The 22,725-nt window shown below is 42.9% G+C and carries 22 protein-coding genes; 2 read left to right on the forward strand and 20 right to left on the reverse strand.

The annotated features are described in order from the left end of the window. Positions 1-9: 9 nt before the first annotated feature. From H7J92_RS06945 to H7J92_RS07035, 19 genes are all read right to left on the reverse strand, one after another. Positions 10-735, reverse strand: a complete 726-nt coding sequence (locus H7J92_RS06945) for a DUF881 domain-containing protein (protein ID WP_009765594.1) — start codon at positions 733-735, stop codon at positions 10-12. Then, positions 707-1,492: a cell division protein FtsQ/DivIB gene (locus tag H7J92_RS06950; RefSeq protein ID WP_078817812.1), complete on the reverse strand. Its 786-nt coding sequence runs from the start codon at positions 1,490-1,492 to the stop codon at positions 707-709. The genes H7J92_RS06945 and H7J92_RS06950 overlap by 29 nt, the downstream gene beginning before the upstream one ends. Before the next feature lie 14 nt (positions 1,493-1,506). Continuing rightward, on the reverse strand, positions 1,507-2,595 hold the full coding sequence (gene ftsW / locus H7J92_RS06955; RefSeq protein ID WP_009765596.1) for a putative lipid II flippase FtsW: 1,089 nt from the start codon (positions 2,593-2,595) through the stop codon (positions 1,507-1,509). A 57-nt stretch (positions 2,596-2,652) separates the two neighbouring features. Continuing rightward, entirely contained in the window at positions 2,653-4,002 is a 1,350-nt protein-coding gene (murD, locus tag H7J92_RS06960; protein WP_221836177.1) for a UDP-N-acetylmuramoyl-L-alanine--D-glutamate ligase, read from the reverse strand. After that, complete coding sequence (gene mraY, locus H7J92_RS06965) at positions 4,003-4,974, reverse strand: phospho-N-acetylmuramoyl-pentapeptide-transferase (RefSeq protein WP_078817814.1); 972 nt, start codon at positions 4,972-4,974, stop codon at positions 4,003-4,005. A gap of 53 nt (positions 4,975-5,027) precedes the next feature. Next, a complete protein-coding gene (locus H7J92_RS06970; protein WP_221836216.1) occupies positions 5,028-6,923 on the reverse strand; it encodes a penicillin-binding transpeptidase domain-containing protein in 1,896 nt (631 codons plus the stop codon). Between the two features lie 75 nt (positions 6,924-6,998). Further along, on the reverse strand, positions 6,999-9,179 hold the full coding sequence (locus H7J92_RS06975; RefSeq protein WP_246602621.1) for a penicillin-binding protein: 2,181 nt from the start codon (positions 9,177-9,179) through the stop codon (positions 6,999-7,001). A 32-nt stretch (positions 9,180-9,211) separates the two neighbouring features. After that, positions 9,212-9,583, reverse strand: coding sequence for a cell division protein FtsL (ftsL, locus tag H7J92_RS06980; protein ID WP_078817816.1), 372 nt, complete (start codon positions 9,581-9,583; stop codon positions 9,212-9,214). A gap of 18 nt (positions 9,584-9,601) precedes the next feature. Further along, on the reverse strand, positions 9,602-10,534 hold the full coding sequence (gene rsmH / locus H7J92_RS06985) for a 16S rRNA (cytosine(1402)-N(4))-methyltransferase RsmH (RefSeq protein ID WP_221836179.1): 933 nt from the start codon (positions 10,532-10,534) through the stop codon (positions 9,602-9,604). 17 nt (positions 10,535-10,551) lie between these two features. After that, positions 10,552-10,983 carry a division/cell wall cluster transcriptional repressor MraZ gene (mraZ, locus tag H7J92_RS06990; RefSeq protein WP_040758850.1) on the reverse strand — a complete coding sequence of 144 codons (432 nt, stop codon included), beginning with the start codon at positions 10,981-10,983 and terminating at the stop codon, positions 10,552-10,554. Between the two features lie 882 nt (positions 10,984-11,865). Continuing rightward, complete coding sequence (locus tag H7J92_RS06995) at positions 11,866-12,057, reverse strand: hypothetical protein (protein WP_221836180.1); 192 nt, start codon at positions 12,055-12,057, stop codon at positions 11,866-11,868. Positions 12,058-12,251: 194 nt separating this feature from the next. After that, positions 12,252-13,868 carry a bacillithiol biosynthesis cysteine-adding enzyme BshC gene (bshC, locus tag H7J92_RS07000; protein WP_221836181.1) on the reverse strand — a complete coding sequence of 539 codons (1,617 nt, stop codon included), beginning with the start codon at positions 13,866-13,868 and terminating at the stop codon, positions 12,252-12,254. Between the two features lie 86 nt (positions 13,869-13,954). Then, entirely contained in the window at positions 13,955-14,335 is a 381-nt protein-coding gene (locus tag H7J92_RS07005; RefSeq protein WP_221836182.1) for a DUF3397 family protein, read from the reverse strand. After that, the gene (locus H7J92_RS07010) at positions 14,335-15,231 is read right to left on the reverse strand and encodes a ketopantoate reductase family protein (protein WP_221836183.1); all 897 of its coding nucleotides are present in this window, start codon (positions 15,229-15,231) and stop codon (positions 14,335-14,337) included. The genes H7J92_RS07005 and H7J92_RS07010 overlap by 1 nt, the downstream gene beginning before the upstream one ends. Before the next feature lie 56 nt (positions 15,232-15,287). After that, positions 15,288-16,799 (reverse strand): acyl-CoA carboxylase subunit beta, encoded by a 1,512-nt coding sequence (locus tag H7J92_RS07015; protein ID WP_425516854.1) that lies wholly within the window; start codon positions 16,797-16,799, stop codon positions 15,288-15,290. 57 nt (positions 16,800-16,856) lie between these two features. Continuing rightward, positions 16,857-17,072 (reverse strand): biotin/lipoyl-containing protein, encoded by a 216-nt coding sequence (locus tag H7J92_RS07020; protein ID WP_009765610.1) that lies wholly within the window; start codon positions 17,070-17,072, stop codon positions 16,857-16,859. A 136-nt stretch (positions 17,073-17,208) separates the two neighbouring features. Further along, a complete protein-coding gene (locus tag H7J92_RS07025; protein ID WP_078817821.1) occupies positions 17,209-18,012 on the reverse strand; it encodes an enoyl-CoA hydratase/isomerase family protein in 804 nt (267 codons plus the stop codon). Between the two features lie 80 nt (positions 18,013-18,092). Further along, complete coding sequence (rpmF, locus tag H7J92_RS07030; protein ID WP_009765612.1) at positions 18,093-18,266, reverse strand: 50S ribosomal protein L32; 174 nt, start codon at positions 18,264-18,266, stop codon at positions 18,093-18,095. 24 nt (positions 18,267-18,290) lie between these two features. Further along, entirely contained in the window at positions 18,291-18,824 is a 534-nt protein-coding gene (locus tag H7J92_RS07035) for a YceD family protein (protein WP_078817822.1), read from the reverse strand. Between the two features lie 117 nt (positions 18,825-18,941). Here H7J92_RS07035 and H7J92_RS07040 point away from each other — a divergent pair, with 117 nt between their 5' ends. Then, positions 18,942-20,153 carry a nucleotidyltransferase gene (locus tag H7J92_RS07040; RefSeq protein ID WP_221836186.1) on the forward strand — a complete coding sequence of 404 codons (1,212 nt, stop codon included), beginning with the start codon at positions 18,942-18,944 and terminating at the stop codon, positions 20,151-20,153. A gap of 7 nt (positions 20,154-20,160) precedes the next feature. Here the strand turns inward: H7J92_RS07040 and H7J92_RS07045 are convergent, their stop codons facing one another. Continuing rightward, positions 20,161-21,207: a SepM family pheromone-processing serine protease gene (locus H7J92_RS07045; RefSeq protein WP_221836190.1), complete on the reverse strand. Its 1,047-nt coding sequence runs from the start codon at positions 21,205-21,207 to the stop codon at positions 20,161-20,163. A 128-nt stretch (positions 21,208-21,335) separates the two neighbouring features. Here H7J92_RS07045 and H7J92_RS07050 point away from each other — a divergent pair, with 128 nt between their 5' ends. Continuing rightward, positions 21,336-22,223 (forward strand): hypothetical protein, encoded by an 888-nt coding sequence (locus H7J92_RS07050; RefSeq protein ID WP_139365994.1) that lies wholly within the window; start codon positions 21,336-21,338, stop codon positions 22,221-22,223. Positions 22,224-22,725: the final 502 nt, after the last annotated feature.

Raw genomic sequence — 22,725 nt, forward strand, 5'->3', positions numbered from 1 at the left:
GCATAAAGATTAGGCTTTATCACGGATTGCTGGTAGTTGAATTTCTTTTATTTCCTCTGTTGTGACAACGATATTATCTCTCAGCAGTCCGTCTATTACCCCTCCTTTCAAATGCAAAGCAGGAGACAGCACTTTCGGGTCGCCAATTGCTTCGATTGTAAAGGGGGCTGGAAATGTCCGGCCATCAATCATAATAACAGGGCCTGTACATTTTATGTACGAATTGGAATTGACTCGCTGCCCGTTAATTGCCACGCCTTGAGCACCCGCTATCTTCAGCTCGTTGACCACACGTAATACGTGGCTTTCATGGACAATATAGTCGTTCGGATTTTGTATAGATGGATCATAATCCGAATCTTCCATTGTTACCTTGATGCCTGTACCTTTGGCAGGAATCACACCTAATAGTAAACGTAAATCTTGCGCTTTATCCACCAGCACTGCATGATCTTTCTGCTTGCTGGAAAAATCTTGTTCGAATTCATGCACTTTTTTTTGCTTACTTAATAATTCGTCGGTTAATTCTTTATTTCGTTCTTGCTGCCCAATTAACTCTTCTCTATATTGCTCTTCCTGCAAAAAAAGTTCGGATTGTACTTCATCCAACTCTTTATGATTGCTGCCGATCGTTCGATAGGAGAAAGCAAGAATGAAGCCGAGCACAAGGAAGACGACAGAGTATAGCAACTGCTTTCCTCTTTTTTTACTCGATTGTTTCGGTTTCTTCTCCATCTTCCTCCCCCTGTCCCAGTTCGGCATAATAGTCAGTAAACGTTTTAAAGAACACACCGATTTCTATGTCCAGTACACCTTTTTCTTCTTTAGGCAACTGTGCAATAATTTCAGGATAATAGGACATTTTTTCAGCAAAGCTCATGATCGCCGCGTGCACCTCATATCCATCGTTCATGAATACCCGGATTTTATCTTCCTCAATATATTGAAGTTCTGAAATCAACTCAAAGACAGAGTTGTCCATCTTCTGAAGCTGCTGAATCGTCTGTTCAATCACATCCGGCTCAGTGAACCCCGAAAGAATAGGTGCATGCAAGAGCGAATCTGCCTCATTCGCTTCAATGCGATCCCCATTCACCAGCAATAAATCATACCGTGCTTTATCTTCTATATACGCTATCGGTTCCCATTCAGTAATCGTAATCTTGACGTTGTTGAGGAACTTTCTGGACACCGTGACTTCTTTTACACCTGTGATTTTCAATAATCTCTTTTCGATGTCCTCTGTATGGAACCCCCACAATGATTGACCGGTAAACAACCCGCTCTGATTTTTGTAGAAAGCCCCATCAGATAACTTCGTATCATTGATGGTTATATCTTTAACATCACTTAATGGAGATTGAAAATACAGCAATGAAAGGAGAACAATTAAGAATAAAGAAACGAGTAGAATAAATTTTTTATTCGTCTTCCTCCTGCGCTTCTTACGCATTGATGGGATTCGTTCTTCAATATCGATTACTTTATCCATACGCTGTTCTCCTTTCAGCCCATCCTTTTGCCTTTTGAAAAGTGTAATATCGTTCCAACCGCCAGCCAGGTTGTCAATAGCGATGAACCGCCATAACTAATGAAAGGTAATGTAACCCCTGTAACGGGCAGTAACCCCGAAACGACACCCATATTTAAAAATGTTTGGAAGATAATCATGGACACCATACCGGATACGACCAAAAACGAATTCCAATCACGCAGCCGAATGGCGATACCAAATGTCGATGCCAACAATAATATAAAAAGCAAAATGATAGATGCTGCGCCGATAAAACCGATTTCTTCCGCAATGATCGAAAAGATGAAGTCATTTTGAGGTTCTGGTAAGTATAAGAACTTCTGACGACTATTTCCAAGTCCATGTCCGAACAATCCGCCTGGTGCTATGGCAAACAAGGATTGAATTCCTTGAAAACCTGTTCCTAACGGGTCATTCCATGGATCGATATACGATTTTATTCGATCTAATCGGTAAGGTGCCGCTAAAATCAGCCCGATAAATGCAGTCACTCCCGAAACAAAAAGAAAAATAAAGAAAGAGAGTGGGTAGCCCGCTAAGAAAAGAATCACAAAAGCAGAAACGATCATTATGACGGCAGAACCTAAATCAGGTTGCATCATAATTAAAGTAGCCGGCAATAAAATGAGTGCGAAATCTTGCCATTGCCAAGATTTCTTCTTATTCCGCTTCATACTGCTGGCCAATTTTCCAAGCAAGGCAACCTTCACAAACTCGGCGGGCTGCAAACTGATCGGTCCGAGTGCTATCCAACTTTGAGAGCCGTTTCGCACAACTCCAATGCCAGGAATTAAAACTGCTACTAACATCAAGATCGAACCCACATAAAAATATGTCCAAAATTTTGGATGTGAAGTCAATGGGCTTCTATATAATGCATAGGCGATACTTAAAGAAACAGCCATATAAATCGCTTGCTTGACGATGAATGGAGAGGAATCCTGATAATGCACTTCTCCCCAATAAGAACCCGCCGATTGGACAAACACGAGCCCAATCACCGACAGCAACAAAGCAGATGTCAAAAAGACTGCACGATATGTTCTTTCCAGCGTTCGCATCCTTCCGCAAATTAATCAGTCGCTTTTCAATTATACGCTCCTACTATTACAACTCATTTACAATTTCATTACCGCTTGAATAAATTGATCTCCTCGGATTTCAAAGTTTGGATATTGATCCCAACTGGCACAACTTGGCGATAATAAAATGACATCATCTTCTGCACTTGATTCATAAGCAATTTGCACAGCATCTGGCATAGTAGAAGCGATGAACGTTTGTGGGACACCGCACGACGTTGCGAATTCGGTAAAACGCTGAGCAGTCTCCCCTATCGCAACTACAACACGCACATTGCCCATATAGGGACGCAATTCCTCAAAGGAATGTCCTCGCTCCAAGCCCCCCGCTATTAAGACAATCGGTGTGCGGAATGAGGATAAGGCGCTTTTCGTGGCCAAAGTGTTCGTTGCTTTTGAATCATTATAAATGGTGCGGCCTTTCAGCTCCCTGACATATTGCATCCTGTGACGGACACCCGTAAACGAACTCAAGACATTTTCAATAGCCGACTTTTCACATCCTGAGAGAATTGCAGCCGCAGTTGCCGCCAAGATATTTTCCAGATTATGACGTCCTGGCAATTTGATAATTCTTGTTTCAATAAATGGCTCTCCCAACCAATAAATCCATTCTTCATCGGCCGAAATACCAGTAGTTTTTTTCCCTTCCACAGAAAATGGAACTTTTTGAGAAGACAAAGATTCAACGGATCGGCTCACAACCTCTTGATCATCATTGTAAATCAGGAAATCATCCATTGTTTGATTTCGAGCAACCTGTAACTTGGCTTCCAAATATTCGTCGATCGAACCGTGATAATCTAAATGAGCTTCGTACAAATTAGTAAAAATGGCGATTCGAGGCTTAAAATTCTCAGTGCCTGCTAATTGAAATGAGGAAGCTTCTAATACCATAACTTCATCCGACTTTGCTTCTTCCGCTACCGTACAAGCAACCGTTCCGATGTTACCGGCGATAAGCGGTTTTTTCTTGCCTATATTCAGCATGTGGTAAAGCAGAGTCGTCGTTGTCGTTTTACCGTTTGAACCGGTAATCGCAATGATTGGTGCCTCACTAATTATTCCAGCCAATTCGATTTCGGTCCAAATTGTACTATTTGCAGCAACTGCTTTCGCAATCAATGGATTACTATACGGAATCCCTGGACTTTTCACGATAAAGTCAAAATCCCGTTTCAATAAATCACTTGGATGACCGCCGCCAATTACTTCAACACCTTGCGCTTGAAGTTCAGCGGCTTCCTCATTCCCCTCAAGCGGCTTGGCGTCATTAACCACTACCTCCGCTCCAAGACGTCGCAGTAAACCTGCAGTTGCGAGACCGCTTTTAGCCAAACCAACAACCAACACTCTTTTCCCTATGAATTGCTCTATATTTTTCATCTACATGACCTCCAAAAAGACCGGTACGAGAGCAGCCAATAATGCCACTCCCCAAAATACAACGACGACTTTCCATTCAGACCATCCTGATAATTCAAAATGGTGATGAATCGGACTCATTTTGAAAACACGCTTTCCTGTCAACTTAAAACTGATAACTTGAATGATGACAGACAAGGTTTCAACAACGAAAACTATACCGATCACGAGCAATAGTAATTCTTGTTTGATCAGCACGGACATCATGGCAAGTACCCCGCCAAGCGCCAATGAACCTGTGTCTCCCATGAACACTTTAGCCGGCTTAATATTAAACAATAAAAATCCTAGCATCGCACCCGCCACAACAAACGCAAACAATGCAATGTCATTTTGCTCGTAAACTAAAGCAAACACACCAAACGTTGCAAATGCAATCGTCGATGTTCCGCCAACGAGACCATCCAGTCCATCTGTCAAATTGACGGCATTGGAAAAGCCGACTAGCCAAAAAATAAGAAACGCCACATAAAATACGCCTAGATCCAACCCGATCGTAGTGAACGGTATGGTGACTGTTGTTTCGAATGGCCCTAACTTCAACAAGAAAAAAGCGACGATCGCAATTACGATCTGTCCTATTAACTTCTGCAGCGATGTCAATCCTAAGTTTCTTTTCGCTATGATGATAATGAAGTCATCCAAAAAGCCAATGAACCCAAAACCGAGCAGCACAATTAGCAATACAATTGTATGAGTTGTCAGCGAATCATTTATGTAAGATAGAGCAAGTGTTGAAATTGTAATGGAAATTAGGAAGATAAGTCCCCCCATTGTAGGGGTACCGGCTTTTTTCATATGCGCCTGTGGACCTTCCTCCCTAATGCTTTGGCCAAATTTCAGCCTTCTGAGTAATGGGATGATGATCACCCCGACAATTGCTGAAACAAAGAATGCTACAGCAATTGTCGTGACTGTCGTACCGAGTGTCATGATAGGTTCTCCTTCTAATTTACAGCAGATACATATTGGTTCTGCTGTTTTTGTTATTCTGTGTACAGATGAATCGTATCCTCCACGGTCATTAATGTATTCGGAGCCGGCAATTGACGAATGACTTTTTTGCCTTTGCCGTGCCATTCCATTTTGAACGTGTACTGTTGGGCAAGCAATTCTTTTTCACTCATGCCCAGTAGATCAGGCGCGCGAAACGTAACAGCATCCCCCCATCTGTACTCTTTTTCGAGCTGGTCTTTCCTTCTTTCGATCTTCGCAATCGGTGCCACTTCTTCTATGATCCGCCCGACAATAGGTGCGGCAATAACACCACCGAATTGAACCGAGTTTTTCGGGCTATCCACTGCTACGTATACGAGTAGTTCAGGGTCATCCGCCGGCGCGAAACCAATGAATGAAACAATATAATCACCATCTTTATATCGACCATCAACTACTTTTTGAGCCGTTCCGGTTTTGCCGCCAATTCGTAAACCATCCGCAAATGCATTGCGTCCGGAACCATTAGCAACGACAGATTCGAGTGCATGTCGGACCTGCGCAGAAGTCTCTTCACTGATTACTTTTCTTTTCAGTTCTGGTTCGAACTTTTTCAATGTCTTCCCTTCGGAATCTTTTATTTCTTTCACGATATATGGTTTGAAAAGATTTCCTCCGTTAATAGCAGCGGCTACTGCTTGAACCTGCTGTATCGGTGTAACGGAAATTCCTTGTCCGAAAGATGTTGTTGCTTGTTCAACAGGACCAAATTTTTCTTTGGAGAACAATATCCCTTTCGCCTCACCTGCGATTCCAGAATCCGTCGTTTCACCAAATCCGAATGACCGGATATATCGATCCAGCTTTTCACTTCCTAAGCGCTGCCCCATCGTGATGAAACCTGGGTTACACGAGTTTTCCACGACTTCAAGAAACGTTTGGTCTTTATGTCCTTCTCGCTTCCAGCAACGTAAGCGAGCATTCGCGACCATCGTGTAGCCTGGATCATAAAAACTTTCATTTTCCAAATCAATGACTTTTTCTTCAAGACTGGCGGCTAAAGTGACGATTTTAAAGGTAGAGCCAGGTTCATATGTCATCCAAACCGGTAAATTGCGATTATAGATTGTCGAATCCGTCGATTGATAATTTTTGGGGTCGTAGCCAGGGACGGATGCGAGAGATAGCAATTCCCCTGTCTTAGGATTCATGATAATCGCCAACGCTTGCGTAGCTTCATACTTCTCCATCGCTTGGATCAGTTCACGCTCCACGATTTGTTGCATTTTCAAATCAATGGTCAGTTCTAGAGATGATCCTTCTTTCCCATGTTCAAAACCATCTTCGACATGTGGCAACGGAATTCCTTTCGCATCTGTAAACAGTCTAATTTTATCACCAACACCGCTCAGAATCTCATCATACGCATACTCAATTCCTGCCAATCCTTTACTGTCATACCCAGTAAATCCAATTAACCTAGCCAGCAAGTCGTCATATGGGTAATGACGAACAAAATCCACACCTACATACAAGCCTTGTACTTGAAGTTTCGTTATTTCATCTGCTTGTTGTTTCGATATGTTCTTTGCCTCTGGCGCCAGTTTTACCATGTATTCCTTTTTCTTCATTTTCTCTTCCAATACTTCTGGAGGTAAATCAAGAATTTTGGCGATATCAGGTATCGAACTGGAGATATCTGGATTTTGAGAGGGCATAAAATATAGGGTAGGCGCTAATTTATTACCCACCAACAGGTCGCCATTGCGATCCATAATGTCACCTCGCATGGCGCCAAAAGGAATTTCCCGATCCCAGTTTTCTTTTGCTCGTTCTTTTAACCATTCGTGCTTAATGATTTGCACGTGAAATAATTTGCCCACAACTAGCAGCATACTGATAAAGAAAATGATAAAGGCTGCTCGTAAACGTTTCTTCGACTGCATATCAATGAAAGACCGCAATGACTCACTACCTTTTGTTTTTCTACTAAGGTATGTCACTGGAATGCGCCCTATTCATTAGCCGCCCATGATTACTTCCTCTTCTTCTTGCTCTTTAGACTTCTTATCGTTATATTGTTCTTCAGGTGTACGCAACTCAATGACAATTGGGTCATCGGCGCTTACTTTCGTCCCCTTGGTTACACTTTGACCAACTACATACCCTTCACCGTTTATCCGTATATCCAGATTGGAAAGATGTTTGAACGACAGCACTGTTTTTTTAGACCAGCCTTGGAAATCTGGGAGAGTTGTTTTTCCAGAAGTTTTCAAGAGAACAACTGAGTTCTCCGTAAATTTCGTTCCCGCCGCTGGGATTTGTTCTGTCACTTTTCCGCCTTCACCTATAGTGATCGGCTTAAAGCCCTCCTGCTGCGCAAGTCCTGCAACTGTCTTGGCATCTTTCCCCACATAATTACCGACTTTCTTGACTGGTATTTCCGCTTCATTTTCCGGAGCGATGTTTAAATACTTTAAACTATTTTCCATAATCGGGTTGAACACTTTCGATACAGGATCGGAACCAAATTCTCCAGCCTTTAATTTTGGCTGTTGTACTGTCACATAAATCAATAGTTGCGGATCATCTATTGGTGCCATTCCAAGGAATGAATACAGATAGTTGCCAAAGCCGGACATATATCCCGGACCTTTCTTTCTAGGAATTTCAGCTGTCCCTGTTTTCCCGCCTACTGCATAATTGGGCAGATTGTATTTTTGTGCGGTCCCTTTATCTGAAGTTACTGTAGTAGCCAATATTTCCCGCACTTTTTTCGCTGTTTCAGCAGATATTGGAGAGCCGCTTTGTTCCGGTTTATGATCCTCTAAAACTTTGTTCGTATTCGGGTCGATAATTTTATCAATGACATATGGTTTCATCATGACGCCGTTATTAGCAATAGCAGAAGCTGCCTGAATCATTTGCAACGGCGTAACAGTAGAACCTTGACCGTATGATGTGGTTAAGCGTTCTGCCGGATAATTATCGAGCACAACACCTTTTGCTTCGTTCGGCAAATCAATTCCGACACGTTTTCCAAAGCCGAAGTCATGAATGTATTCAATGAATTTTCGATCGCCTATTCTCTCAAGCAAATAGGCCATTCCTACGTTGGAAGATCGCTGAAGTCCTTCGAGGAAAGTGATCGTCCCCCAACCTGTGCCGTTGACGTCACGAATGATTCGGTCATAAATTTTGTAGGATCCCGATTTGAAGTATGCATTTGGATCCCATTTATTCTCTTCGACCGCAGCAGCCAATGTGAACATCTTCATCGGAGAACCAGGTTCGATTGTCTGTTCTACTGCATCGTTCAGCCAGTTTTCCGTCAATCCTTCCCTCGTCATCGGGTTAAATGTCGGTCGTTGGCTCATCGCTAGAATTTCACCTGTTTTCGGATCGGATACGACCACCAACATTTTCTGGGGTGCATATTCTTTTTCAACTTGGTCCATCGCTTCTTCTACAAAGTTTTCAATTGTTTTATCGATTGTTAGCTTGATTGTATGGCCGTCTTTAGGTGGCACCACTTTTTTATCGGTCGATGGCAAGATATATCCCCAGCTATCAGACTGGTAATTTACCTTTCCATCTTTTCCGGCCAATTGCTTATCATACGTCTTTTCCAACCCCATCTTGCCGACGGTTATAGCTTTCTTATCTTCGGTTTCTTCTTTTTGAGCAAAGCCTACTAGATAAGAAGCAAAACGGCCATTCGGATAAAATCGTTTCTTGCCTTCCACAAACAAAATTCCCGTCAAGCCTTTGCGTTCAAGCTCCTCATCCATCTTGAGAACTGTTTCACGTTTTAAATCCTTACCGGCTCGACCAAATTCAATTTGCCAAGTACCCTCTTTAGCATTTTTCATTTTCGCCAAGATTTCCTGCTCTTCAAGGGGTATATACTTCGCTAACACTTTTGCGGTTTCTTCATAATCAACCACATGATAATTTCTTTTACTATTTTTACTCGCAGCTTCACTTAATACTGCCACTACATGGTAGCTGAGTGTATCGGATGCAATCGGGTCATCATTTCGGTCTACGATAGACCCCCTATTCGCCTGCAAAACACTATGCTTTTCATATTGGTTCGCCGCGATTTTGGCTAGTTCTTTGCCGTCTACTTGGCCAGTCAGCTGAATAAAAAGAATTCTGCCGAATAATATGAAAAAGAGCCCTCCGAATACTACAAACATTAGAAAGGCTCCCCATTGAAAACGAAACTTCTTCATCGTCCCGGCACGACCTTTACATTGTTCTTGTTGAGGTTCAAGCCATTTTCTTGTGCTTTTTTCCAAATGCGCTCATACGTAGACTTATCGCTCACTTGGATGGACAATTCGGTATTCTGTTTTGTAGTTTCATCAATTTCTGAATTCAGCAATTGTACTTCTTTATTCACAGCATTTAAATCGGAATGCGTTTGTAGGAGCATCGAAGAAAGAAAGATCGTAAATGCTGCAGATAAAGCGAACAATATATTTTCGCCTTTAGAAAAACGTCTTTTGACACGGCGGACAACATGCTGTTGTTCTTTCGGTGTATGCTGTTCGACTTCCGGCGTATGTGGAGTGTATAGTTTCCGTTGTTCTAGTCCCATTTCTCGATTTCCCCTTTTCTACTTTTTCTCTGCAATCCGTAATTTTGCTGATCTAGCCCTTTTATTACGTTCGATTTCTTCATCTGTAGGAACGATGGGCTTTCTAGTAATCAGCTTAAAATCCGGGTCCATTCCCTCTGGTATTACAGGTAAATTAGGCGGCAGGTCTGGCATAGACGCTGCTTCCTTAAAGATATTTTTACATAAACGGTCTTCTAACGAATGAAATGTAATGACACTTATCCGGCCTTTTTCCCTCAGTACGGTTAATGCGTCTGTCAGCGACTGTTCTGCCGCTCCCAACTCATCATTCACTGCAATACGTATCGCTTGGAAGACTCGTTTAGCCGGATGTCCGCCTGTCCTTCTGGCTGCGGCTGGAATACCTGTTTTGATAAGCTCCGCCAATTCCCCTGTTGTGCGGATTGGTTCATTTTTTCGTGCTTCCTCAATTTTTCGGGCAATTTGCTTCGAAAACTTCTCTTCGCCATAGCGGAAAAAGATTCTCACCAAATCTTCATACGGCCATTCATTCACCACTTCATATGCCGTTAAGGGGGCTGAGGTGTCCATTCTCATATCGAGAGGTGCATCATGATGATAACTAAAACCTCTTTCGGGCGTGTCCAGCTGTGGTGATGAAACGCCGAGATCATACAAAATGCCGTCCACTTCAGTAATACCTAGATTTTCTAGTTCTTTTTTAAGTTCTTTAAAGTTTGCATGAACAAATTGCACTTGCGCTGCATATTTTTCTAATTTTTTCTTTGCTGCTTCAATAGCTGTCATATCTTGGTCAAAACAGATCAGCTGACCTTTCGGAGAAAGAAGCTTAACAATTTCTTCACTATGTCCTGCACCGCCAAGGGTACAATCCACATAGATACCGTCTTCTTTTACATTTAAGCCTTCGACGGCTTCATGCAATAAAACTGTTGTATGGTTAAACATAATTACAACGCCTGCTTTCAAAAATCAAAATCAATAAGGTTTTCTGCAATGTCGTTAAATGATTCCTCTGATTCCTCGTAGTACGCTTCCCAAAGTTCTGTAGACCAAATCTCGATTCGGCTTGATACGCCGATGACCATACAATCCTTTTCAATCTTAGCAAACTCCAGCAAGTTGGCAGGAATATTTACTCTACCTTGCTTATCAAGCCCTACTTCAGCGGCCCCTGAGAAGAAAAAACGAGTGAATGCTCGGGCATCTTTTTTCGTAACCGGCAACGCTTTCAACTTCTCTTCGAGTCGTTGCCATTCATCCAGTGGGTATCCGAATAGACAATTGTCTAGTCCGCGGGTCAAAATAAAGCCTTCTGCTAACTGTTCCCGAAATTTAGAAGGAACGATTAAACGGCCTTTCATATCAATCGTATGTTGATATTCCCCCATGAACATACCCTTCACCCCACTATATGAAATAATGTACCACATCCCCCCACTTTCCTCCACCCACTTGGCTATTTTTCTTTGCATAATTAATAAAATGTGTCAATAGTACTTCTTTAGTTATTGGTTTGCGCGTTTTCTCGCTATGTATTCATGTTTTTCCGCATGTTCTGCGAGTTTATTAATCAATTTCAGTTCAGCGTACATCCATTCAAAATTTTTCAAGCTCCGGTAAAAAGCTCTCCTGAAAGTCTGAAGCTCCTAAAGTGACTTTTGACCTACAACTTGTCAGTCACTGTCGATCTCTCCGTCGAAGGGGGAACCTTAACGAATTTTGGAAGACCATATTTTCTTATTGAGGTATATGATGTGTGCTGAATTAACTTACAGATAGGGTCATGAAATGTGCTATGGGAAAGGATGAAGTGTAACTTTGAAGAAGGTAGATGGATGGATGTGCAGATATCTTGCAATCAGCCAACCATTCAATTGGATAGACAGGTTTATGCCGTGCACTACAGTTTGTGCGGGTTGTAGTTTTATATCCGTATTATGTAGCATTTAGATAAACAAACAGGGCTAAGATAAAACTAATTTGTTCATAATGAAAGACAAACGATCGCAAAAAACACAATAAAGTTCGGGTTACTTAGCGTGCGGTTAGGATTTTCCCGCAGCGGAAATTCCATAGGCGGCTCCAAGTCTGCAATACTTTTGCATTAGAAAAAACCGAACGATTACAAAACTATGATCGAATGTTTTGTAATCGTTCGGTTTTTTAATCGTTTGGAACCCTTTTGTCCCAACCTCTGTTTGTCGAAATAATCACTTTGCTTTTAAGGTGATAATGATGCATGGTTTTTTTAAAAAAACCTAAAAATGAGCAAACCTCTAGTGGTCTTCTTTACTTTTTTCCGGTTTTTCACTCGCCTCTCTTTCTTTCTCTGTTGCTGAAGATTTTTTCTTAATATCATAATACTTTTCGGCTCCTAAACCACCTTCACTGATCATTTTTGATATTTCCTTTGTCCGCATCTCTTTATCCTTGTCTATTTTGATCTTAGTTCTGTCTTGATGTGTCATCTCTAATCCCTTCCTTTCTAGTTATTATTTATATTCTAACAAATCTTGAGTGAAAAATCAGTCGATTAGAGTTGCTAATAATAACTTCAAAGGATGTTTTATGAATTCACTAACAAACAGGCATGATTAAGAAGCCCAGCTAATTCTTGGAGAGTTAGCTGGGCATTTAAATATATAGGCACGCTATTAGTAGATCAGAGATAAACCAATTGGTGAGAACCATCGAATTGATAAGGCTGTTTCAGTAATTGATCGATGAATCCTTCCCCATATTGATTGATGAAAAAGTAAGGTGAATACAAGCGTTCCTGCAAAGAACCTTCCGAGAAGAGCTGTTCACTAAGCGTCTGGTAGCGCTCATATTGCACATGATGTTTCCGTAAGATGGACTGCTCTTTCGTCTTTTGAAGGTAATCAAATTGACTCTGATGGAACTGGAGATTTTTCTTCACTACAGGCAGCAGCCCTGGATCCGTTTTCAATAAATGGGATTGCATCTTCTCATACTGCAATTCGAGCAGTTTCTTTGACTCCTCAAGAAGTGAGTCGAACTGTTCATCCCGCTGCTCATTCATCCATCGTTCTTGGCGCCAAGGAAGTTGACCATCAAGTACTTCATTGATTGTTAAACCTGTCTGTTTCAAAGCTTCTTGCGTTTTTCTCGTAATTAATGTGATGGATAATCTTGGGACGATAACGGGCATACGGATCCCCAGCGTATGGAAAGCCTCACGCAATAATGACCAGTACGCAATTTCCCCCGGCCCTCCGACAAAAGCCAGAACCGGAAACACGAGATCCTGCATGAGTGGCCGTGTTGCCACATTATTGCTTAACAACCAAGGTTGCTCGGCTGCGATTTCATGCATCTCTTCCTCTGAAAAAGACAGACCCGTCTGCTCATTAACGAATTTCCCCGCTTTTCTTTTCAGCAGCACACGGCCTGTTTCATGCACGTAAAACAGGTTCGCATCCTGCGCTTCGGATTCGATCGGCTTTTTATGACCCATGGCATGCAGGTCCTGCTCTGCCGAATAAATGGTTGAAGCCATTTTATCCGCATTCTCAATCATTTGCGAGAAGTACTTTGACTCCAACTGACGAAGCGGTTTGTAGGCAGCATCAAGAAATAACAAACCATGCTGAGTGAACAACTCGTTCATTAGCGAAGTAAAGAATCCGGTATACGTCTGCTGTTCCTCCACAGTTCGCAGTACGTTCTCCAATAAATCATGCGTGTAAGCTGTTTCTCCATAGCTTTTGAAGATTTTTTTGATAAACGCAGTCAGTTCTTTCTGGTCATACACGGTATCTGAAGCCATGGTTTTCAGCACGGTCGGCTGTTTGAATTGCCGCTTCACCGCCTTCCCTAGGTTCGCGGTATATGTATGATTGATTTCATTAATATCATGATCTTCTCCTGCAATCCAAAAAACGGGCACAACAGGTTTCTGAAGAAGTTCTCTTTGCTGACGAGCCATTAAAATGACCGAAACCGCTTTATGTACAGAATATAAAGGTCCTGTTAAAATCCCTGCCTGCTGACCGCCGATCACTACGAATGCGTCTGAAGAAAGCTCTTTAATATGCTGCGCTGCCAGCGGGGAAATTCCGTGCGGCTGCATATATTGTTCGATCACAGCTGCAAGCTCGGCCCTTTGGAAAGAACGTTGCATCAGCTCCTGTGCTCTGGCTTCATATCCAGCAGCCGACAGTTCATAATCGAAAAATCTATGAGAAAATTGAGGATCATGTTGATAAGCTTCCATTAATTTGTTTTTTCTTGGCAATTCCATTGTGTCCAGTTCCATCTCATAAACTCCTTTATGTCAAATACTAACGCAAGTATATCATCTCACTCAGACAGGTTGAATAGATACGCCTGAAGAGATGTTGATCAATTGGCATATTGTATGATTTGCAATGCAATCCCTATCCCGAGCAAGAGAATATATACACATGTCAAAAGCAGAAAGTAGACTCGCCATGTCTTGCGGAGTACAAGAAACGTCCGAAATTCTTTCATCTGTAAACGCTCAACAATAGAAAATAAAATAGCCAAAATACAGACGGTTCCTGCTACATAGAACCCAAGCCACTGGTCCCAAATCGTATGTATGAGCACTGTCACTGAAACGCCTAAAAATGGTGTAGTCCAATCAACAGCAAAACCGAATCGTCTCGACGGCGATACGCCTATTTTTTTTGAAAGTATCAAACAGACGATTAATATGAGAAACGGAAATAACAAAAGTCCGCCAAGTATGTTTTGCAGCATTAGCTTTCTTCACTCCCATTAATACCGAGCAGCATCATTTCAAGATTTTTCAAGATTGGGGCGTGCCCTTTCCTTTGTTCAATTTTATGTAAAACTGCTGTAACAATCGTTTCAATCTCCATCGCATTTCCTTTTATTCGATCCACTAGCATAGAGGATTGATTATTGGCTGTCCTTTGACAGACCAATGCGATGTCCTCAAATGTCAACATATCTTCCATCTCCGGAAAATTGGTGAGTAATTCCTCGCACAGATGACGAAAAAGCTGATAGAAATGAAAGTTTTCCGTCAACTGTCCATTCCTCACTTGCAAGATCGCAGTCAGCGGATTAATCGCACAGTTGATCAACACTTTTCTGAGCAGCAATTTCTCGGCATTTTCTTGTATTTGTATAGGAAAACACTGTGGATCAATTTTTTCCAGCCACTTGATTGTCTGTTCATTTTTTTCATCCACGGCGATCGTGATCGGACCGATCCCATTATGAAGAACCGTTCGATCGTCCACTCTTCCTGCCCCGTGTTCTACTGTGGCGAAGGAAACATGGCCAAGTTCAAATTGATCGACGAGCGACAAATGACCAATACCATTTTGGATAAATAGCAAATCCGGCTGTCGCGGCAGGCTGCTGATAGCCGGCAATACCTCTTGCAATGCATCATATTTCACTGCAATAATCCATAAGGCGTCTAGCGGAAGATCTTCCATATTGGTCACGGCAGCCACTTCAAAACGGGTGCGCGCTTTAGAACCATCCAATCGAATCAAGCCTTGCTTCAGCTGGGTTGCCTGCGTTTCCCGCCGCACCCAAAATGTCACGTCTGCTTTATTTTGCGCCAAATAAGAGCCGATCAATAACCCTATGGAGCCTGCACCTACTACTACAAACCGCATATTTTTCCTCCTTGAAAAGAGAGACCCATCAAAGGCGCCTCTCTCGATTGACTCTATTATACAGGATAAACGGGATGTTTTCTCGGGGGACGAACGATTTCTTTCGTTTCATAATATGCAAACCTATCCGCTAGTACTTCTCGAAGTTTATGCGGCGCAACGATTTCATCGATGATCATTTCAGAAGCCATTTTATAAATATTGATTTCCTGTTTATATTCCTGCTGTTTTTCTTTAATGAATACAATTTTTTCTTTCGGGTCGGTGATCGCTTCGATTTTATTGGAATACACCGCGTTGACAGCCGCCTCAGGGCCCATGACAGCTATTTGGGCAGTCGGCAGCGCGATACAGACATCTGGCTCAAAGGCAGGACCTGCCATCGCGTATAAGCCTGCTCCGTACGCTTTACGTACTATCACAGAAATTTTGGGAACGGTTGCGGAGCTCATCGCCATGATGAGCTTGGCACCGTGGCGAATAATTCCTTGCCGCTCGACTTTCGTTCCGATCATAAAGCCAGGGACATCCGCTAAGAAAAGCAGCGGAATGGAGAATGCATCGCAAAGCGTGATGAACTTGGTCACTTTATCTGCCGAATCAACAAACAATACGCCGCCTTTTACTTTTGGCTGATTCGCGATAATTCCGACCGGACGACCGTCAAGCCGGGCGAGTGTCGTAATCACTTCCGCGGCAAACAGCTCTTTAATTTCAAACAAGCTATTTTCATCAACCAATCGATCGATCGCTTCATACATATCGAATGGTGCGTTTTGATTTTCAGGGATAATTTCTTCCAGTGAACGTCCTTCCTTTATTTCTCCAGGCTTCGCTGCCCTGGCAGGGGCTTCGTAATGTGCCGGGAAGTAGGATAGATATCTCCGGGCTTCAACGATCGCTTGTTCTTCACTTTCAACCAAGACATCCCCGCATCCACTGACTGAACAGTGCATGTGCGCGCCGCCCATCTCTTCAAGCGACACTTTTTCTCCGATGACCTTTTCTGCCATCCGAGGCGACCCTAAATACATCGACGCATTTCCCTCAACCATGATGACAATATCACAGAATGCGGGAATATACGCACCGCCAGCAGCCGATGGTCCAAATAAAATACACACTTGCGGAATCATACCCGATAGGCGAACTTGATTGTGAAAGATCCGTCCTGCCCCTCGGCGGTTCGGAAACATATCCAACTGGTCTGTAATCCTGGCGCCGGCAGAATCCACTAAATACAGCAGCGGAACCCGTAGTTTCTCAGCAGTTTCCTGAATGCGTATGATTTTTTCAACCGTCCGTGCTCCCCACGAACCTGCTTTTACAGTGGAGTCATTGGCCATGACACAGACTGTCTGCCCATTTATCTTACCTGTCGCTGTCACGACTCCGTCTGCTGGAAGGTCGACTGCTTCACAATTGGCAAACTTGCCATCTTCCGCATATTTCCCCTCATCAAACAGCAAGCGAAGGCGGTCTCTGACAAATAATTTTCCTTGCGATTCAAGTTTATTGTGATATTTTTCGGCTCCGCCAGTAAAGACTCGGTTGGCCTTTTCCTTCAATTTTGCATTATAAGCTGTCTCTGTCGAATTGTTTGTCAATAAACTCCCCACCTTCCGTCAAGATTGGATTGTCACCAACACATCATCTTCGTTTACAAAATCGCCTTCATTCCCGTTAATTGCGGTAACGGTGCCGTCAACTTCCGCTTCCAAAGGGATTTCCATTTTCATAGATTCCATGATCAAAACGACTTGTCCTCTCGTTACAACATCTCCCACTTTTATCTCAATCGAAAAAATCGTGCCTGCCATAGCAGCTTTCACTTCTTGCATACAATCACTCCTCGTATTCTATTTGTCGAGATGGTTGTTGCATAAGGCTTATTCCATTTAGTGTAACTTATTTATGAAATCGTTTACAAGTAAATAGATAGTGCCCCAACAGTGTATGTTTTTCGGTTGTCAAACTTTACTTATTTTTAGTCAAGAACCTTTGAACTGCCTCATGATGCGCGTCACTTTCCCAAAGCACAGAACAGACACGCGCTTCTTCTTGCATCGCTTCTCTCAAATTATTCGCCTGCCATTTTCTTGTCGCGATAGATTTATATGCACGATGTACATTGCGATGCACTTTTAGCATAGGTGCTAAAAATTGATCCAAAGCCGCATCAGCATCTCCATTATAGACCTCCGTAGCCCATCCGAGTTCTTTCAACTTATCTGCCGAATGAACACTCGCTCTGCTTGTCAACTGAAGAAGTTGATCATGAGGGCTATTCTTCTCGAACAATAATGTAGCTCCGCCCCAGCCCGAAGTAATTGCCAAAGTACCTTGAATGAAACCTGCCTTCGCATGGGAGGCAACCAGACGATAATCGCAAGCCGTGGCAAGCTCACAGCCACCGCCAACTGCTGCTCCATTTATTAAGGCAATCGTCGGCATCGGCAATGTCGCAATACGATAGAGAATTTTAGCTCCTCTGCTTAACATCGGCCAAGCATCCTCCGCTGTTTGGAAGCCGTGAAAATCACTTAGGTCGCCCCCCGAACAAAACGCCAAATTGCCTTCACCAGAAATGACTGCAAATGAAATTTCCGGGTCGTCCTCAATCCGATCCAAGAATTCTTCCAAACCTGACATAACGTCATAGTTAACCGCATTTCTCATTTCAGGTCTCATGATACGAAAATACGCAATGGACTCCCCATTTATGGTTGGTTCGATTTCAAATGAAAAAGACAAAACAATTCCCCCTTTTCCACTTAGCATACCATTTTTAAGAAAAACAAAAAAGACTGCTCTGAGCCATGGTCTCAGGGCAGTCTTCTATTCGCTGTGTAGAATCTAAATTATTCGCCTACAACGTCTTTTCCTTTGTAGTGTCCGCATGATTTGCAAACGTGGTGTGCCAATTTCATTTCGCCACAGTTTTCGCAAGTAGTCATACCTGGCGCTTCAATTTTGAAATGAGTTCGACGCATATTTTTCTTCGTTTTAGAAGTTCTTCTTTTTGGTACTGCCATTGGGGGGCACCTCCTTATAAGGGTTTACTCTTTATCGGTTTCAAAAAAATTAGCCAATCCCGCTAAACGAGGATCTACTTTTTCTTCTGCTTCTTCTTGCCGTTTCGCTTCCAATTCTTCATCGGTTGTATAGGACCATCCTTTGCCTTCTGCCTGCTGCACATCTTCTGCTGATTTGCAAAATACTTGTAACGGGATTTCAAGCAAAATGAGTTCTTCCAATACAGGCGTAAAATCGATTATTTCTCCTTCAACAGGATGAATTTCATCATCTGTCAAAAGCGTTTCCTGATCCCAACTGAATTGTTCTATCGATTCAATGGAGAAAGGATAATCGACATCTTCCCACGTACGTGCACAAGGCAAAATCATCGAACCTTCTAGCCGGAGCTGGCATGTTAACTTTTTCTCACCAATTGAACATGTTCCGCTTACTCGAACAGGCTGAATTGCCCTAATTTCTTCATTCCGCTTTTTGACGGAATCTAAATTTACTGCTTCGTCAAGCAGTAGCGGGCCTTGCCTATGTTTCCGTAATTGATGAATGGACCATTTCATGTCTATCACCTCAAGACAACAATGTTGATTATAGTATTTTAAATAATGGATGTCAAGATATTTTCTTGTCACTTCATCAAGCTTAACGTTATAATTCACTATACACAAGCAGAAAGGATGATTACATTGATAGCTACTGGAATTGTAGTCGAATATAATCCATTTCATAATGGCCATCTTTTCCATTTGCAAGAGGCAAAAAGACAAACAGACGCCGACACCATTATTGCCGTCATGAGCGGAAACTTTCTGCAACGTGGAGAACCTGCCATAGTGGACAAATGGACGCGGACAAGGATGGCACTTGCCGGTGGAGCTGATCTTGTCATCGAACTGCCGTATGCATTTGCTACTGCTCATGCTCCTCAGTTCGCCAAAGGTGCCATCCAACTTCTTGACGCGCTTTATTGCAGTTATTTTTGTTTTGGCAGCGAGGAAGGATCCATTGCACCTTTTACGAACAGTCTCACTTTAATTTCTACACAGCAGCAACTTTACGAAAGTGCGATAAAAGAAGCGATGAGAGAAGGGATAAGCTATCCGAACGCATTGCGAAAAGGCTATGAAGCCATATCCCATGATACATCGATCGACTTAGCCGATTTATCCGAACCAAATAACATTTTAGGATTTCATTATATGCAAGCAGCAAATGACATCCACTCTTCCATGATTCCGCTGACAATCGAGCGAATAGGAACGCATTACCATGATCCCGCCTTGCCTGCCGACTCCGTAGCGAGTGCGACAAGCATCCGGAAGTCCATTTTCACAAACGAATCGGCTGAAGACGTGCAACCTTTTATGCCGCCAACAAGCTATCGTCTATTGAAAAACTGGGAAGATCTGAATGGTTTTCAAAGTTGGGATGCGCTTTATCCTCTTCTGCGTTATAGCATTCTTCGCGAGGAGCCAGAACGGCTTACAGAAATCGCGGACATTAGAGAAGGCATTGAATTTTCATTTTTTCGCGCAGCAAAAGAACAGACCACTTTTCAAGGGTTTATGCAAGCTGTCAAATCCAAACGTTACACATGGACGAGCATCCAACGAATGCTCGTTCATATTTTAACAGGTTATCGGAAAGCTACACGCGAGCAAATCACAGATCCCTCTTATATCCGATTGCTCGGCATGACAGAGTCAGGACGATGCTATTTACGTTCCATAAAGAAACAACTGCCATTACCCCTTGTCAGCAGAGTGGCTTCGCTGTCCGACCCTTCTTTGCTGATGGATGTAAAAAGTACGGATATTTACATGTCCGGCATCCAATCACCTGCCCCTACACTCGGACAGGATTATAGGACGCCGCCGATTTTTGTCTAACGCCCTTTTACTTTTCTTCTAACTGTTCTAAATAGCGCAGCGCATCATCCACTGTTTTTACGGGTACGATTTTCATTTTGGTACCAATTTTTTCTGCAGTCGCTTTTGCTTCTTCATAATTGGACACCAACTGTGGATTTTTCTTCTTAACTTCTTCAGGCAGGTCATCGTCAGGTGCAAAGAAAATCTCGATGTCCTGGCGATCTGCCGCAATCACTTTAAAGTCGATTCCACCGATTCGCCCAACCGATCCGTCTTCCAACATTTCTCCTGTTCCAGCAATATTATAACCTTTCGTCAAATCTTCATCCAACAAGCGGTTCATTAGCTCTAGCGTGAACATCAATCCTGCCGAAGGACCACCGATATCTTCTGTAAAGATATCCACTTTCGGTTCTGTCTGGAGCTCAATCTGTTCTTCGAATTGAATGCCGAGACCTATGCGTTGATCAGTTCCTGGGAGTTTTTTTAATTGCAGAGGAATTGTCAACTCCTGGTCACCACGCTTTACTTGAAGGCTTATTTCGGCTCCTTCTTCTTTGGCGCTAATTTCATCCATAAATTGTTCAGCAGAAGACAGCTTTTTTTTATCAATTGACCCAATCAAATCACCGATTTGCAATTTTTCGTCAGCGGCCCCGTTCGGAATCACTCCAGCAACATACACACCTTTAAAAATCCGTTCCATCGGCAGTCCCGTTTTATCAAACGCGACAGAAATCGCATGTATTTTGGAGTCTGTCATTAATTTTTTTTGCCGCACAGAGTATTCTTCGTCGCTTTCCCCATGCCTTCTCACTTTCGTGGCAGGCATCAGTTTCATTTTATCTGACACAAAAGAAAACGCGTAAGTAATAGGCGTTGCTTTCCCAATTGCGATGGTCATAAGACTAAAAGTCCCGCGATCGTCTGAATCTCCTCCCGCCACTTCTACAAGCGGCTCCAAATTATAAGCGCCTCCCGGCCGGGAAATATACATATCTAATGGATATAAGGCCAGAACCGCTACGAGGACAAGGACTACAGCCAATATCCCCCACTTACGCATCTTCATAAAAGCACACCTCCATTAATAGCCTGTACGAATACAACATATATATTACGGTAGATTTCATTGTAGTTCAAAATATAGGAAGGAGAGAGAGATTTGAATAGCCATTTTCCTATCCGCCACAATTGCCTATGATAAATGTTACGGTCATTTGGGCTTTGATCATCCTCTTCATTATCCAGCCCGATATTGCACACGAAGGCGCTGTTTCAGGTGCTCAATTATTTGTCCATGCCCTGCTGCCCTACTTGCTGCCCTATATCATTTTAACGCAATGGCTATTGAAAATGCCCAGCAATCATCTTCCTTCGAGTCAATGGAGCAGATACATAAAAGCGTATGTACTCGGTTCTTTCGGAGGTTTTCCGGTTGGTGCTGTGACAGTCAGCGAAATGAAGAAGAACGGTGAAATTTCTACAACCGAAAGCAGTTTGCTGCTCGCGGCCTGTCATGCGCCTGGACCGATGTTTATAATCGGATTTGTTGGGAATGAACTTTTCGGCAGCGTAGCGAGCGGCTGGAAACTGCTTATCGCCATACATTTGGCTAATATTATGTTCTTCCTTGTACTGCTAGTGTTTTTGAGGAAACAACGGGTGAAGACAGTGCCGCAGCCACCTGTTGAACGCGATCAAAAGACATCTCCTCTGCTAGGTTCAATTAAAGATAGCTCTTCAGTCATTTTGTTGGTAGCCACCACAGTGATTTTCTTTTCTTCATTGGGAAATGTCCTATCGCATTTAGTCTCGAGTGTTTTCCCTATCGATATGGGTATTTCGAAAACCTTATTATTAGCGGTCTTTGAAATGACTTCTGGTGTTCAATCCGCCACGGAACATTTTAGCGGTGACGCAATGTATCCGATGCTCATAGCTGCCATCATTTCAATTAACGGTCTAAGCATCCATATACAAGTCATGACGCTGGCAAAAGGTGCTGGCATCAGCATCCTACCCTACATCATCGGAAGAGCTTGGAATACCGTTCTGGTCCCTCTGCTGTTTATCTTGATTTATTAAGTAATTACCGTACTGACGAAAAATGGGACCGGGACAAAACTAATTTGGTCATAATGAAAGACGAACAATCGCAAAAAACACAAAAAGGTGTGGGTTACTTAGTGTGCGGTTAGGGATTCGCCCTCCAGGCAGGGACGCTTTCCGGGCAAATCCTACATTTTGTACGGTAGGACAGTTGTCTTGGCCCCGAATACAGATAGTTTTACTATGTTCAATTTTGAAGCATAGAAACCCAGTGCTTAATTCATAATTTGGGATTTTTAAGAATGTAAATTGCTAACAAACTGCCTTGTAAACAATAAATTGGGATTGGAGCGGAGGGCAGGGCGAAAGGCAAAGATATGCTCCCAACGCTTCGCTTATGCTCGCAAAAGCCTTTCTTCGTCACGGCTTTTCCTGCGGGATGTAGCGCATATGGTGAGACCCCACAGGAAGCGAAGCGGACGAGGAGACTCAAGGCCACGCCCCCCGGAAAGCGTACCGTCTGGAGCGGAAATCCCGG

This window comes from Sporosarcina aquimarina, from assembly GCF_019748715.1.
Lineage (GTDB): Bacteria > Bacillota > Bacilli > Bacillales_A > Planococcaceae > Sporosarcina > Sporosarcina newyorkensis.

Excerpts from the sequence above, each read along its gene's own strand:
- mraZ (WP_040758850.1), bottom strand. The coding sequence starts at position 10,983 with ATGTTCATGGGGGAATATCAACATACGATTGATATGAAAGGCCGTTTA.
- H7J92_RS07025 (WP_078817821.1), bottom strand. The coding sequence starts at position 18,012 with ATGCTAAGTGGAAAAGGGGGAATTGTTTTGTCTTTTTCATTTGAAATC.
- bshC (WP_221836181.1), bottom strand. The coding sequence starts at position 13,868 with ATGGAACTGGACACAATGGAATTGCCAAGAAAAAACAAATTAATGGAA.
- rsmH (WP_221836179.1), bottom strand. The coding sequence starts at position 10,534 with ATGTTTAACCATACAACAGTTTTATTGCATGAAGCCGTCGAAGGCTTA.
- H7J92_RS06975 (WP_246602621.1), bottom strand. The coding sequence starts at position 9,179 with ATGTTTGTAGTATTCGGAGGGCTCTTTTTCATATTATTCGGCAGAATT.
- ftsL (WP_078817816.1), bottom strand. The coding sequence starts at position 9,583 with ATGGGACTAGAACAACGGAAACTATACACTCCACATACGCCGGAAGTC.
- H7J92_RS07005 (WP_221836182.1), bottom strand. The coding sequence starts at position 14,335 with ATGCTGCAAAACATACTTGGCGGACTTTTGTTATTTCCGTTTCTCATA.
- H7J92_RS06995 (WP_221836180.1), bottom strand. The coding sequence starts at position 12,057 with ATGACACATCAAGACAGAACTAAGATCAAAATAGACAAGGATAAAGAG.
- mraY (WP_078817814.1), bottom strand. The coding sequence starts at position 4,974 with ATGACACTCGGTACGACAGTCACGACAATTGCTGTAGCATTCTTTGTT.
- H7J92_RS06945 (WP_009765594.1), bottom strand. The coding sequence starts at position 735 with ATGGAGAAGAAACCGAAACAATCGAGTAAAAAAAGAGGAAAGCAGTTG.
- H7J92_RS07020 (WP_009765610.1), bottom strand. The coding sequence starts at position 17,072 with ATGCAAGAAGTGAAAGCTGCTATGGCAGGCACGATTTTTTCGATTGAG.
- murD (WP_221836177.1), bottom strand. The coding sequence starts at position 4,002 with ATGAAAAATATAGAGCAATTCATAGGGAAAAGAGTGTTGGTTGTTGGT.
- H7J92_RS07045 (WP_221836190.1), bottom strand. The coding sequence starts at position 21,207 with ATGAAGATGCGTAAGTGGGGGATATTGGCTGTAGTCCTTGTCCTCGTA.
- H7J92_RS07035 (WP_078817822.1), bottom strand. The coding sequence starts at position 18,824 with ATGAAATGGTCCATTCATCAATTACGGAAACATAGGCAAGGCCCGCTA.
- H7J92_RS07040 (WP_221836186.1), top strand. The coding sequence starts at position 18,942 with ATGATTACATTGATAGCTACTGGAATTGTAGTCGAATATAATCCATTT.
- H7J92_RS07050 (WP_139365994.1), top strand. The coding sequence starts at position 21,336 with ATGATAAATGTTACGGTCATTTGGGCTTTGATCATCCTCTTCATTATC.
- H7J92_RS07010 (WP_221836183.1), bottom strand. The coding sequence starts at position 15,231 with ATGCGGTTTGTAGTAGTAGGTGCAGGCTCCATAGGGTTATTGATCGGC.
- rpmF (WP_009765612.1), bottom strand. The coding sequence starts at position 18,266 with ATGGCAGTACCAAAAAGAAGAACTTCTAAAACGAAGAAAAATATGCGT.
- ftsW (WP_009765596.1), bottom strand. The coding sequence starts at position 2,595 with ATGCGAACGCTGGAAAGAACATATCGTGCAGTCTTTTTGACATCTGCT.
- H7J92_RS06950 (WP_078817812.1), bottom strand. The coding sequence starts at position 1,492 with ATGGATAAAGTAATCGATATTGAAGAACGAATCCCATCAATGCGTAAG.
- H7J92_RS06970 (WP_221836216.1), bottom strand. The coding sequence starts at position 6,923 with ATGCAGTCGAAGAAACGTTTACGAGCAGCCTTTATCATTTTCTTTATC.